The organism is bacterium, from assembly GCA_020444325.1.
In the GTDB taxonomy this organism is placed as follows: Bacteria; Bacteroidota; Ignavibacteria; order SZUA-365; family SZUA-365; genus BM516.
The window spans coordinates 143,341-156,707 of the sequence record JAHLLD010000001.1; the positions used below are offsets into that span (position 1 = coordinate 143,341).

10 protein-coding genes are annotated in these 13,367 nt (G+C 56.9%); 5 read left to right on the forward strand and 5 right to left on the reverse strand.

What is annotated here, in order from left to right:
- Positions 1-73: 73 nt before the first annotated feature.
- From KQI65_00590 to KQI65_00610, 5 genes are all read left to right on the forward strand, one after another.
- Complete coding sequence (locus tag KQI65_00590; GenBank protein ID MCB2203215.1) at positions 74-1,465, forward strand: undecaprenyl-phosphate glucose phosphotransferase; 1,392 nt, start codon at positions 74-76, stop codon at positions 1,463-1,465.
- The gene (locus KQI65_00595) at positions 1,462-3,339 is read left to right on the forward strand and encodes a capsule assembly Wzi family protein (protein MCB2203216.1); all 1,878 of its coding nucleotides are present in this window, start codon (positions 1,462-1,464) and stop codon (positions 3,337-3,339) included. Before KQI65_00590 ends, KQI65_00595 begins: the two co-directional genes overlap by 4 nt.
- 283 nt (positions 3,340-3,622) lie before the next feature.
- Positions 3,623-6,241, forward strand: coding sequence for a T9SS type A sorting domain-containing protein (locus tag KQI65_00600; protein MCB2203217.1), 2,619 nt, complete (start codon positions 3,623-3,625; stop codon positions 6,239-6,241).
- Positions 6,242-6,267: 26 nt separating this feature from the next.
- On the forward strand, positions 6,268-6,450 hold the full coding sequence (locus tag KQI65_00605; GenBank protein MCB2203218.1) for a hypothetical protein: 183 nt from the start codon (positions 6,268-6,270) through the stop codon (positions 6,448-6,450).
- Between the two features lie 181 nt (positions 6,451-6,631).
- Positions 6,632-7,507 (forward strand): hypothetical protein, encoded by an 876-nt coding sequence (locus KQI65_00610; GenBank protein ID MCB2203219.1) that lies wholly within the window; start codon positions 6,632-6,634, stop codon positions 7,505-7,507.
- 167 nt (positions 7,508-7,674) lie between these two features.
- On the opposite strand, the gene rho is transcribed toward KQI65_00610, so the two are convergent.
- The 5 genes from rho to KQI65_00635 all read right to left on the reverse strand — a co-directional run bounded on the left by rho (position 7,675) and on the right by KQI65_00635 (position 13,335).
- Positions 7,675-8,835 (reverse strand): transcription termination factor Rho, encoded by a 1,161-nt coding sequence (rho, locus tag KQI65_00615; protein MCB2203220.1) that lies wholly within the window; start codon positions 8,833-8,835, stop codon positions 7,675-7,677.
- A 308-nt stretch (positions 8,836-9,143) separates the two neighbouring features.
- The gene (locus KQI65_00620; GenBank protein ID MCB2203221.1) at positions 9,144-9,569 is read right to left on the reverse strand and encodes an OsmC family protein; all 426 of its coding nucleotides are present in this window, start codon (positions 9,567-9,569) and stop codon (positions 9,144-9,146) included.
- A gap of 150 nt (positions 9,570-9,719) precedes the next feature.
- Entirely contained in the window at positions 9,720-10,082 is a 363-nt protein-coding gene (locus tag KQI65_00625; protein MCB2203222.1) for a four helix bundle protein, read from the reverse strand.
- 743 nt (positions 10,083-10,825) lie between these two features.
- Entirely contained in the window at positions 10,826-12,610 is a 1,785-nt protein-coding gene (locus tag KQI65_00630) for a glycosyltransferase family 39 protein (GenBank protein MCB2203223.1), read from the reverse strand.
- Positions 12,607-13,335 carry an outer membrane beta-barrel protein gene (locus KQI65_00635; GenBank protein MCB2203224.1) on the reverse strand — a complete coding sequence of 243 codons (729 nt, stop codon included), beginning with the start codon at positions 13,333-13,335 and terminating at the stop codon, positions 12,607-12,609. Before KQI65_00635 ends, KQI65_00630 begins: the two co-directional genes overlap by 4 nt.
- Positions 13,336-13,367 lie beyond the last annotated feature (32 nt).

Sequence of the window (13,367 nt, forward strand, 5' to 3'; positions counted from 1 at the left end):
AGGTGGCGTAGCGTACATTTTTCGTTAAATATGCATAATTTGAGGAATTACGCACGAACCACGACGTCCTTTGCTGAACCGGAAGACTGAGACCATACTGCTGCTGCTGATTGACCTGATCATGGTGAATGTGGCGTGGACGCTGTATTTCGAGTTTCGGGTGCGGTCGCAGCTGTTTGCGACGCCGACGGAACCGGCGTTCTTCGCGCCGATGATCGCGATCGGACTGTTCTGGCTGCTGCTCTTTCTGTTTTTCGGATTGTATCGTCCATGGTACGCGGAGTCGCGCTTTGATGAGATCGTGACCATTTTCAAAACGGTCACGGCGGGCGTGGTGCTGCTGTTCTTCCTCATTTTCGTGGATGATACGCTGACGCAGGATCCGAGCGTCTCACGCCTGCTCATCCTGGCGTACTGGGCGGTGCTCATTTTCTCCCTGAGTTTCGGACGGCTCGCATACCGCACGGTGCTCAAACGCCTGACACTGTCGGGCGTGGTCACGCGAGATGCCTTGATCATCGGGAGTTTCCAGCAGAGTCGTGAGCTGTATGACCAGGTGCTGCAATTCCCCATGCTGGGCTTTCGCATCGTCGGGTATGTCAGCACCGAACCTATCGAGGAGAAAACGCGCGTGCCGCATCTGGGCAGTGCCGACGACCTGGAACACATACTCGCACAGAGCAGTGTGCAGGAAGTGCTCGTCGCCCTGCCATCGTCGGAGCACGACAGGCTGCTCGACATCATCGGACGCTGCAGCGCCTTCAATGTGAAAATCAAGATTCGTCCCGACATGTACGACATTATCTCCGGGCAGGCAAGGACGAATCAGATATACGGCTTCCCGCTCATCGAGATCACTCCTACCCTGATGCAGCCGTGGGAGCGCGTGGTCAAACGTCTGCTCGACATTGTCGTGTCGCTGGTGGTGATTGTGCTGGGACTCCCGTTCTGGCTGCTGATCGCAATGATGATCAAGCTGAGCAGCAAGGGACCGGTGTTTTACATGCAGGAGCGTGTCGGGAAAAACGGCCGCGTGTTTCGCATGGTGAAATTCCGTTCCATGGCGGCTGACGCCGAAAAGCACTCGGGTCCCCGCTGGGCGGACAAAGACGACCCCCGTGTTACGACCATCGGACGCATCCTGCGACGCATGCATCTCGACGAAGTGCCACAGTTCCTGAACATCCTCGAAGGCAGCATGAGTCTGGTGGGTCCTCGTCCCGAACGCCCCTTTTTCGTTGAAAAATTCATCCAGGAAATCCCCCTCTACCGCCGTCGCCTCAACGTACGTCCCGGACTCACAGGCTGGGCCCAGGTCAAGCACCGCTACGACGCCAGCATGGAGGATGTCCGCCAGAAACTCCGCTTCGATCTCTTCTACATCGAAAACATGTCTATTCGCATGGATATAAAAATTCTCATCCACACGTTTTTCCGCATGATCACCGCGAAGGGGCAGGCATGAGGTGTTCGCTCGGACTTCGTCCTCGCTCACGCGGCTGTTCCGTCACGCTTCGCGTTCCGGAACGCGGGAGTCTCGCTACGCTCGACGCGGGAGTGCTTCGCACGCTTGAGCTCCGCTGCGCGGAGCGCTCTTCACGCGCGCCGAAGGCGGACACGCGTTCCGACGCCGAAGGCGGAGGAACTCACGCGGCTCCCCGCATTGCGGGGAGGCTCACGCACCTTCTGATTCTGGCGTTGCTCGCACTTGCGGTCATGCTGCCGCAGACCGCGAGGGCTCAGGCCGAACACGTCGACATCACGCATCCCGTGTATCATTTTCTGCAGAGGATGGAGCTGAGGGGAGCGATTGAGGGGTATTCGCGGGCGATGCTGCCGCTGGAGCGGAAACAGGTGACGGCGTTTGTGCGGGAACTGCAGGGGAGTACGGTGCGAATGAGCGGGGCGGAGCGAGCGCTGCTCGCACGCTTTGTGGATGAGTTCGTGGCCGAGGATGACGGGACGCAGGATGCGTACGTGCTGTTTGAAACGTCCCCCGGTGACGTTGTTCCGGACTTTTTCGATGACCGGGAGAAATTCCTCTACCGCTGGCGCTGCGAGGATGGGACTTCCCGCTTTTTCGCGGAATTCCTGGGTTCACTCGAATACCGCACGCTGCACGGGGACGATCAGGCTTCCAATGTCACACTCGGGACGATTGGTGGACGTTTCCGCGGCACGATGGGCGGCACAGTGGGCTTCAGCCTGATGGCGACCAACGGCACGGCGGCGGGAAATCGCTCGCTTGCGCTGAACGACGCTTCGCTCAAGCGGAATTTCAATTTTGCGGACCTGGACAAGGATTTCTTCGACTTCGCGGAGGCCTATATCACGGCGAGTTGGGACTGGGGGGCTGTTTCCCTCGGACGCGAAAAGCGTCTCGTCGGCAATGGCATATCCAACCAGCTGCTGCTTTCCACCAACGCCCAGCCTTTCGACGCGCTGCAGTTTACCGCGCATGCGGGCAACCTGCGCTTTCTCTTCCTCCACGGCTTTCTGCTTTCCGAGAAGCAGCTGATCGAGGGCGGCTCGCGTCCTTTCTTCGACAGCAAGTACGTGGCCATGCATCGCGTGGAAGCCGACATCGCCTCGGCCGTGCGCCTTGGCGTCTTCGAAGCCGTCGTGTATTCGCAGCGCGAAGTGGATCCCGCGTATCTGAATCCCATCAATTTTTACAAGTCCGCCGAACACGCGGGCGGGGATCGCGACAATCCCATGCTGGGTTTCGACCTCGCCACGCTGTTCATTCCCGGATCGCAGCTTTACGGCAGCTGGCTGATCGACGATATCGACTTCACCCTCTGGGGCAGTGAATGGTGGGGAAACAAGTTCATCTGGCAGGGCGGCGTACTCAATTCCTCCCTCCTCCCCAACACCGATATCGGTGTGGAATACACGCGTATCGAGCCTTACGTGTACACACATCGCCTGGCGGGAAATCAGTACACGCACAATGGCGACGCACTCGGACTCGAACTCGCGCCAAACAGCGACGAGTGGTATCTGTCATTGCGGCACTGGCTGAGCGCGGAGCTCTGGCTGCAGCTTGAGCTGCATCGCCGGCGTCATGGACGCAATGAGGTCGACGCCGACGGCGCGATACTCGTCAATCACGGCGGTGACATTTACGAATCGCTGGATTACGCCCGCGACTCACAGACCGCGCCTTTCCTCGACGGTCCCCTCGACCAGTCGACCATCCTATCCCTCACCCTCCGCTACGAACCCGTCCGCAACCTCATCCTCCGCAGCACCCTCCGCTACCGGGACATCACCTCCGAGCTGGATGGAGATAAAAGTGATGTTTATGGGGCGTTGTTGCTGGCAGTGGAGTTGTAGAAGAGAAGAGCAACGCAGAGAGAAGAGTAACGCAGATTTTCGCTGAGTAATCGCAGATTTTCGCAGAATGGAAATTATTAATGTCTAATCAGCGAGAATCTGCGATTAATCTGTGAGAATCTGCGTTGCTCTTCCCTCTGCGTTAAATCCGCGTACCGGGTTTTTACCCTATTCGTACCGTCCGATTTTCATGGTAATCATCTGAAAAATGTGATAATTTAAGGATCCGAAGAAATCCATTAATACGGATGAATTTACCATAGTTATTTGTTGAGGATTGAACATGCAGAGGATTGTAAAGACGCACCTTCCCAGGATAGCCGTGATGGGTCTTGCAGCAGTGGTTGTGTACCTGCTGGTACCGTCAGCTCCGACATGGTGGGATTCCTACTACTCGGGGATGGAAACGCAGCGGGCAGAGCGTATCCAGGGCAAACATGGAGCGGAAAAGCATGCGGTAGGACTCGAATATTTCCGCATGACGCGCCAGTACGGCAATGAAGGTGTGAACATCGACCGCGCGCTTTATGATGCGCAGCTGGAAGTGAACACGCGTTTCAACAAAGGACTTGGGAAAAGCAGCCTGGCCAGCGAATGGGAGCCGATTGGTCCCGCAAACACCGCCGGCCGCGTCCGTGCAATCGCATTTCGTCCGGGAGACTACAACACTGTGTACGCAGGTGGCGCCTCGGGCGGCGTCTTTCGTTCGACCAACGGCGGCATGAGCGGCTCCTGGGAGCCCGTGATGGATTTCGCGGAAGCCATTCCCTGCGCCGCAATCGCCATCGATCCTGTCACTCCCGACATCGTGTATGCCGGTACCGGCGAACCCACAATGGATCTTTCCAAGGCTTACGGCGCCCCTTCGTACGGCGGCGTGGGCGTGATGAAATCCACCGATGCCGGCGACACCTGGCGTCTTCTCGACTGGCCTGACAACAGCAGTGCCATTCATCATATCGTGATTGATCCGACCAACACCGACATTCTTTTCGCGGCATCGCGCAACGGACTCTACAAGAGTGACGACGCCGGTGAAAGCTGGTCGCGTTCGCAGTCGGGCATCATTACCGACGTAGAACTGAAGCCCAACAATCCCAGCACCGTGTTCATCGCAATCGGCGTCGACGGTGGCGCCAGCGCGAACGGCGTGTACCGCTCCACCACCGGAGGCGGACGTTTCTCGTTCAGCAAGATGAATAACAACTGGCCTGCATCCGACAGTATCGGCCGTATCGAGCTCGCCATCACGCCGGCCAATCCCGATCTTCTGCTTGCTTTCGTCCTTCGCAGCCGCGACACGCAGTCCGGCGACACCGATTTCCTCGCCCTCATGAAATCCACGGATGACGGAGAGACCTGGGAACGCACGGTCAGCAACCTCCCGACCGATTACACGCAGGGACAGGGATTCTACAATCTCTGTGCGGCGATTTCCCCGACCGATGCCGATCTCATGCTCACGGGCGGATACGAAGTGTATCAATCCAAGAACGGCGGTGGCACGTGGGAGCGCGTGACGCGCGGTAATTCCCCGGTGCACGTCGATCAGCATGTGCTGGAATTCACTCCTGACGCCAAATACCTGTATCTCGGAAATGACGGCGGTGTGTATCGCAGTGCCACGGGTGGCAGTTCTTGGACGCCGCTCGGTGAAAATCTCGAGACCATTCAGTTCTACACCTGTACGTACGATCCCAACGACCCTGAGCGCTTCTACGGCGGCGCCCAGGATCACGGCATTTTCCAGACCTTCGATTTCGGTGAGAAAGCCTGGCGTCTGCGCCGCGGCGGAGACGGCGGCTACGTCATCGTTGATCCGGAAAATTCGGATATCATCTACTCGCGCGTTGCCGTTGAAGGCGGCGTGTCCGCACCTTCCCGCAGTATCAACAGCGGACGCACCTGGGAAAAACTTTCCAACGGACTCGGTTCCGTCGAAGCGGACCGCTTCAACTGGCTCCCGCCGATGATACTCGCCCCGAACGACAACAGCCGTCTCTACACCGCATCCCAATTCGTCTATACCACACGTCCCGCGAACTCCGGTTCGCCCACATGGAAAACCGTTGGGGACAATGACCTCACGAAGCGGCAATCGCAGTTCAGTATCATTTCCACCATGGATATCTGCCAGGACGACGCAGACTTCATGCTGATTGGCTGCGGTGACGGACGCGTGCAGTACAGTGACAACATCACCGCACTCGATCCCGAGTGGAATGACATCACCGACGGACTCCCCAACCGCTGGGTCAGCGAAGTGCGTCTGCACCCGACCAACCCTGACATCATGTTTGCCGTGATGTCCGGTTACGCAACCGGTCACGTATGGCGCAGCACCGATCGCGGTGCCAACTGGGAAGACATCAGCGGCGATCTGCCTGATATTCCGGTCAACGGTATCGTCCTCGATCCGACCAAGCCCGAGAGCGTGTATTTCATTGGAACGGACATCGGCCTGTGGTACACGCAGAACGGTGGTGAAAACTGGTACCGTTATGGTACGGGACTCCCGAACGTCGTGGTATACGACCTCGTGATCGACGACAACGACCGTCTGATTGCAGGTACGCATGGACGCGGCATGTGGATTACCGACATCACCCTCGACGCCAGCGAAGTCAACACACCGGTCGATTTTGCCGTAACGCAGAACTACCCGAATCCCTTCACGGCCACCGACGGTACGACGATCACCTTCAGTCTCCAGCAGAACAGCGACATCAGCGTCCGTCTCTACGACGCCACCGGCCGCATGCTGCAGACCGTCGCTGAGGGAAGCTACGCTCCCGGCAGTCATCGTCTCCGCGTCGCCACCTCCCAGCTTCGTCCGGGAGTCTACTTCTACACCATCACCAACGGCAGCGAAAAACTCACCCGGAAGATGATGGTCATGTAATTCCTCCGTTCCTGCGGAACGTCGTCATGCGACAGTCCCCGATTGCATCGGGGACGCAGGAGTCCCGCCCCGCAGAATGGGGCGGACGCGAGAGTCCCTCCGGGACGCAGGACCTCAAGCAAAACCCCGGCGCTTCAGCGTCGGGGTTTTTCATGCGCGGCATCGCCAACGGCGTTGCCGCTCCCGCGTTTCACAACCGGTGGTTGTGAAACTCAATGTAACCTTTCCCGCCCCTTCTCTGTCATTCCCCCGCATCTGACTGCAGCCCCCATTGAAAATTTGTATGTGCCCTTAAACCCCAGATGCGATCAGTGTGTCCTACTCCCAGACGTCTCAAGGGCACAACGCTAATTCACTTCGACAACAACTTTATTTTCGATAGGTACAGTTATGAGAAATATCCTTTTGTCCGCCCTCCTTGTTGCCGCATTGGCCCTGAGTGCCTGCGAGAGCAACGACAGTGTTACCGATCCCGTTTCGACGACCGGTGAAACCTCGACGTTGCTGCGTGCCGTGGAAAATCTCGACCTCAGTGATGCGCAGCTCGCGCAGATCGACGAGATGTATCTGCTCGGCGAAGACCTCTCCATCCTTCTCGACGACAATCAGCTCAATGAACTGAACACGCTCATCAGTGCCATGGACGGCACCTTCGATGCGCGTGGACACCGTGGGCACTTCGGCTTCGACATGGGCGCGCTTGTGTATCTCCGCCTGATTATTCAGGCCAATCCCGACCTCGACGACGCCACCCGCGAAGCCCTGCTCGAGCTGATCAAGAACTCAAACGCGACGCGTCTGCAGATTATTTCCGATTACAAAGACGATCCTGAAACGATGAAAACCATGCTGCAGGCGGAGCATGACGCACTGATTGCCGCGATGACCGCTCTTCTCACCACCGAACAGATTGACAACGTTGAAACCCTGAAAGCCGAGCTGGAGCAATTGCGTGAAGAGCGCCGCGCCCTGTGGGTCGCCCAGCGCGTCGAACGCCTGGTGCTGTTCTACACTGAGAAGCTCGGACTCACGCAGGAGCAGGCCGACTCGATCAAAGTCATCCTCGAAAACCAGTACGCGAAAATTGAAGAGCTGCGTGCCCAGTATGCAGGTGATCCCGAAGCGCTGCGCACCGCACTCGAATCCCTCGCCGAGGATACCAACGCAGCCATCGAAGCCCTGCTGACCACCGAGCAGCTGACCATCTGGGAAGAGATGCGCAAAGCGCCTATCCGCTGGAGGCCCGGGCATCACCACCGGCGGTAGAGATTACGCAGATTCAACGCGGCGGTAAAGAGTAACGCAGATTATCGCAAATGAAACGCAGATTATCGCGGAGTAGAATTTTTCAATTTTGCTCTGCGATAATCTGCGTATAATCAGCGAAAATCTGCGTTTCTCTAAAGCCTGCGCGTAATCCGCGTGGTTGCCTTTTACAATCTCCGCCTACGGCGGCCACCACCACCGCTGCCATTTCCCGAGAACGCGCTTTCCATTTTCATGTCCCCGATGGTATCGAGGAGTTCGCGGTTGGTAGGGAAACGCTTGACGTATTGGAGGAGTCCCTGCATCGCTTCACGGTTACTGCCTTCCACGAGTGCGCGGCGCAGTTTGAAGTGCAGTTCGGTGTCCGCCCCGAGCAACAGTTCTTCGCGGCGGGTGCCGGAGAGCTGTACATTGATGGCGGGGAAAATGCGGAGGTCGGCGAGTTCGCGATCGAGCACGATTTCAGAATTACCCGTGCCTTTGAACTCCTGGAAAATCAGTTCATCCATCTGCGACCCCGTATCAACGAGAATGGTCGCGATGATAGTGAGCGAACCACCATGTTCGATATTGCGGGATGCGCCAAAAATCTTCTTGGGAATTTCCAGCGCGCGGGCATCCACACCGCCGGACATAATGCGTCCACTCCCCTTCATCCCTGCATTGAACGCGCGTCCCAGTCGCGTCAGCGAATCGAGAAGAATCACAATGTCCTTCCCCGTTTCCGCCTGGCGCTTGGCGTACTCGAGCGTCAGCTTGGCAACACGGGCATGCGAAGCGAAGTCGCGGTCGTTCGAGGAAGCGAACACCTTGCCTTTCACCGCGCGTTCCATCTCCGTCACCTCTTCGGGACGCTCATCAACGAGCAGCACGAGAAGTTCGAGGTCTTTATGATTCCGCGTAATAGCCGCGGCCAGTTTCTGCATCAGGATGGTTTTTCCCGAGCGCGGCGGCGAAACGATCAGCGCCCGCTGTCCCCTGCCGATCGGTGAAATCAGATCCACCACCCGCGTCGTAGGATCGGGCGTTTCCAGTTTCAGCCGCTGATCAGGCGCAATCGCCACCTGCCGGGTAAGCTCCGGCACGGCCTTGTACTGATTGGGCGGTACGCCATTAATGTCATGAATGGAAAATACATGCCACTGGCGATTCTTGTCCCTCGCCACACCCGTGACCAGGCAACCATCCCGCAGGCCAAGATCGCGCACCATGCCCGTAGGCACGTACACATCACTTTGGTCGCGGTAAAACTCTCGCGTGATTTTGCGAACGAAACCGTAGCCTTTCGGCTCCAGCTCGAATATTCCGCTGAATTCGATCTCTTTCATATTCCCCTGGGAATAAAACTCTCAGGCAGGCGCGTGTGCAGGAACGCACATAGCTAATTACGCTCCTGTAATATACAATAATTGGCGTTTCCTCGCTAACGCTCGGAGGCGTTTCCTCGCTGACGCTCGGAGGCGTTTCCTCGCTGACGCTCGGAGGTGTTTCCTCGCTGACGCTCGGAGGTGTTTCCTCGCTGACGCTCGAAGGTGTTTCCTCGCTGACGCTCGGAGGCGTTTCCTCGCTGACGCTCGGAGGCGTTTCCTCGCTGACGCTCGGAAAGAGCTCTTCGCGACAGCTGAGAAACACCCATTTACTCTTCTATTCTGTACGAGTGCGTGACTTCCATGGCTTTTTCGAACATGGCGGTGACGCCGCAGTATTTGGTCTGGGAAAGATCGATGGCGCGTTCGACATCTTTTTCCTGGATGTCGCTGCCGTATAAGACGTACTCGATGTGCAGTTTGGTGAAGACGATGGGATGTTCTTCGGACTCTTCGGCGGAGACGTTGATTTCGAAGTCGCGCAGATTGACGCGCTTCTTTGCGAGAATGGATGCCACGTCGCTGCCGGTGCATCCTGCGATCGAGAGCAGCAGCAATTCTTTCGGACGCACACCTGCATCACTGCCGCCAAATTTCTCGGGTCCATCCATCACTACCCAGTGATTACTGTTCGTGCGTCCCGCAAAGGTCACACCGTTGTTTGCAATCTGCTTTACATACGCTGTTTTGGTCATGGTACTGCTGTCGTTGGTTCAAGTTGCTATGTTTCAGGTATGATGCGCAGGATAGCGGACAGTTGCAAACAGGTGTTTCCTCGCTGGCGCTTGGAGGTGTTTCCTCGCTGGCGCTCGGAGGTGTTTCTCCGCTGACGCGGAGAGTATTTGTCAGTCAGGTTGCGAAAGTACCGATGATCTCAATTTGAAAATCCGAAACTTCAGCCCTCTTGTTTCATATGCCAGGGGTCGGCTTTGTTCTTGATTGAGGAAACCGAGATCAACTGAGATGTCAAGCAGAAACTCTACTTCACTGGCGGAACCAATTGCCTGTGTGAGAAAATGCGCTTTGTCCTTCGCCGTAGTTCTTCCAGCACCCTCAGCGATGTTGTTGCCAATTGAAACGCATGCACGTCGAAGCTGCTGACATAATGCATAACGCTCATCCGGTGGGAACAATGGCATGAGCTTGTAAATCTTCACAGCCAACGCTCTGGCTTGACTGGTGACATCCCATTTTCTGTAATCCTGCATCTCCGCTCTCCCTTTAGAATTGAACTGAAAACAGAACTTATAGCTGATTGCCAAAGCAAGAAAGTCAGCTAGTTGTCCCGGATAAATTACTCCTCCGCGCAGCGGAGGAAAGTCCGCGCGAGCCGAAGACGAGCGCAAATCCTGGCCCGCAAGGGCCAAACACCTGGCCCGTAAGGGCCAAACACCTGGCCCGCAAGGGCCAAACACCTGACCCGCAAGGGCCAAACACCTGGCCCGTAAGGGCCAAACACCTGGCCCGTAAGGGCCAAACACCGCGAGTCCCACGAAGTGGGACGAGCCCAAAAAGTGGACCGCCGCAAGGGGGGTCAACTTGCGGCGGCTTGAGGTTCAAATCCTCATGTGATAAGTCGGGGTATGTAGCTATACCACTGAGGGTGCGGTATAGAAGGGGATCGCGAGGTAATTGCCCGTCGAAACGGACATGCGATAAGCTTTTGAGCCCCCTGTGTCAACGCAGGTGGGGTAAGAATAAGAGAGAGGAGGTGAAATTATATTCATGATATTAACATACAATCTTTGCAAAAAAAATACAAAATGATTATACGCGAGAACAGGGGAAAATGTCGGTATTCTCTGTATGTCTTTGTCATACAAACGGGAATTCATTACCTATTCCGGGTATTTAAGCCTAAAAAATCAGACCGAGACGAAATAGGAAGCGCTTCCATAAATTCGATCTTTTTCCTGAAAAAATACAACAATCTCAGGCAGGGAGAGTGGACTCAATGACTCAGATGGTAGATATTCCCTGTAATTACACTGATTATCTCCCACCTGCCGGCGTATTCTGCCTGAATATAGCTCTCTACTCCCAATAACACTTCCCCGTGGGAGAGGATGAGCGGATGCGGCGATCTGATGGCGTCACTGCTGAAGATGACGGGATTTCCAGTCTTCAGAAGCGCTTCCACGCGATCGTGGATGCGTTTCCATGCCCTGGCGGAATTATTTCTCTCGGATTGCAGGACTTCCGTGATGGAAAGAATGTTTTCGCGGCCACGCAACGCAAGCATATCACCCAGAATCCACTGATCGGCGACGATGATGAGTCCGTCGGAACCAGCGGCTTCGCTGAGTGCATGCGCGCGAACGGCATACATGTCGTTCTCCGCGCTGCGCAGCCAGTAAATGCTGCCCGCGAAATTCACGATGAACAACAATACCGCCGCCGCGACAAGTACTCCCGTGCGCACAGCAGTCCGCTGCACGGGGACGCTTTGCGCGGGGACGTTGTGGGTTGATTTCCTGGGCCACATGCGGAGGCTGGCGAACCGTTTCGGCTGAATCGCATCTGATGCGCTGCCTGCATGGGCGCTGCCTGCATGGGCGCTGCCTGCATGGGTGTTGCCTGCATGGGCGCTGCCGAATGCGGCGGCGATGAGGATGAGGAAAAACACGGCGCTTTGAGGAATCCAGAATTCCGGGTTGGAGGGTTCCCACACGAGAAAGAACAGTGTGTAGGTGCCGAGAAAGGTCGTCAATGCGATGAGGATGCCGGGGGTGTGGCGGAAGGCCGCGCGCCAGCGGGCGCGCAGCAGCATCCAGGCGATGAGCAGCACAATCGCGATGGAGAGAAGGACCAGCAGCAGCGCCGCCCATTCCGGAAGCGCGCGGACCAGGAAGTATTCATCGTCCAGCCATTTGGTCGGCAGCAGGCGCTGCATGAGTTCGCGCATGCGGGGGATGGCGAAGAGGAATTCTCCGCCGATGATGCTTTTCCCGAAGCCGATCAGCGCTTTCACCAGGGAGGCGGGACCCGGGATCTCATAGAAGCCGCTGTTTCCCGCGTAGCGGAAAAACCAGTGGAAATAACTTTGCGGCGTGCGATGACCGAGCGCGAATATCCCGATGCCGAGATATGGCAGCGCGGCTCCGAGTCCCGCGGTGAGCGTGTAGGCGGCCAGGGGACGACCGGGACGCTGCTGCCAGGGGGGACCCGGCTGCCTGCGGAAACGCAGCCATATCATGACCACGGCCGGCACAATGAACAGCGCGTGCACCTGGTGAAAAAGCATGGCGAGGGCATGCGCGCAACCCGCCGCCACGACCAGGCGCATGTTCACCCGCTCAGCCGACAATATGTACAGCGCCAGAAGAAGGAAGAACAGCGGAATGACATACACTTCGACGGTGACGGAGTAGAACCAGAGTCCGAAAGAAAATCCGGGCAGCAGCGCGCCGAAGAGCGCGGGAACAGGAGGAACAGACAGCCGCTCACGCAGCAGCAGGTGCAGCATGGCCACGCATCCCGCGCCGAACAGTGCGTTCAGCCAGGCGACCAGTGTCACCGCCTGCAGCGAAGGCAGCACCGTCTGCCATAGCATCGTCCACAGTGCCGCAGCACCGTTGTAGAGAAGATGATGTGGATGAAAATACTCCCCATTGCGCATCATCAGCAGGTAATCTGCTGCGTCATGCGCGGAACTGAGATTGCTGGATTGGGTCAGGATATAGAGCAGCAGCAGGGCGAGGCCCAGCAGCAGTGTCGTTCGCCGTGTGGGGTTCAAAATGCGGTGCCGAAATTCAACGCTATGTAGAATCCGTTTGCATTGGCCAGTTGTACGGGACGCCGGCCATCGGGGGCGTTCTCATCACCGACGACGACACTGGACACACCGTCCGGTACGGGGATGATGTAGTAGCGGACGTTGACGCCGAGCACGCTGGAGCGGTCGAAACCGAACTGCGCGCCGGCTCCCAGGAATCCGCCGAAGGTGTAATGCGTGGTCCCACCTCCGAGACTCGAGAGGAAATCGCCCTCGGGATCCGCAGGGGAAACGTAGAGCATGACCGGACCCGCGCCGCCATTGATGAAGGGACGGAAATTGTCAACGATTTCCTCCTTGAACAGGCGGTACTGCAGTCCCAGGAAGAGCGGAATGCGGAACACGTAATGCGTCTTGTTCGGCGAATACTGTCCCGTCCAGGGATTGTAGAAATCCTTCTGCCGCTCATCCTTGGCTTCGGAAAGACTCAGATTCGCGAAACTCGACAGCACATCGCTGAACGCGTACCCGTAGAAAAAGCCCAGTCCGAAGCCGTCATTTCCTATCATGAGGTCCGCACCCCAGGAATGACGCCGTGGACGAAGGTCTTCCTCGCTCAGCACCTCATCACCCTCTGTCTTGGGATCGGTGAAGATGATGCGTCCGCCATCCTGCGCAAAAGCTGCGCCCTGGAGGAAGAAAAAGACTCCGAAGAGAAAAACGATATGTTTCGTCGTGAACTTCATACGCAAGACCAGTTAGATGTACCCGGTAAAAT

Coding starts and splice junctions, on each gene's coding strand:
- KQI65_00625 (MCB2203222.1), bottom strand. CDS start 10,082: ATGCAGGATTACAGAAAATGGGATGTCACCAGTCAAGCCAGAGCGTTG.
- KQI65_00600 (MCB2203217.1), top strand. CDS start 3,623: ATGCAGAGGATTGTAAAGACGCACCTTCCCAGGATAGCCGTGATGGGT.
- KQI65_00620 (MCB2203221.1), bottom strand. CDS start 9,569: ATGACCAAAACAGCGTATGTAAAGCAGATTGCAAACAACGGTGTGACC.
- KQI65_00605 (MCB2203218.1), top strand. CDS start 6,268: ATGCGACAGTCCCCGATTGCATCGGGGACGCAGGAGTCCCGCCCCGCA.
- rho (MCB2203220.1), bottom strand. CDS start 8,835: ATGAAAGAGATCGAATTCAGCGGAATATTCGAGCTGGAGCCGAAAGGC.
- KQI65_00635 (MCB2203224.1), bottom strand. CDS start 13,335: ATGAAGTTCACGACGAAACATATCGTTTTTCTCTTCGGAGTCTTTTTC.
- KQI65_00595 (MCB2203216.1), top strand. CDS start 1,462: ATGAGGTGTTCGCTCGGACTTCGTCCTCGCTCACGCGGCTGTTCCGTC.
- KQI65_00610 (MCB2203219.1), top strand. CDS start 6,632: ATGAGAAATATCCTTTTGTCCGCCCTCCTTGTTGCCGCATTGGCCCTG.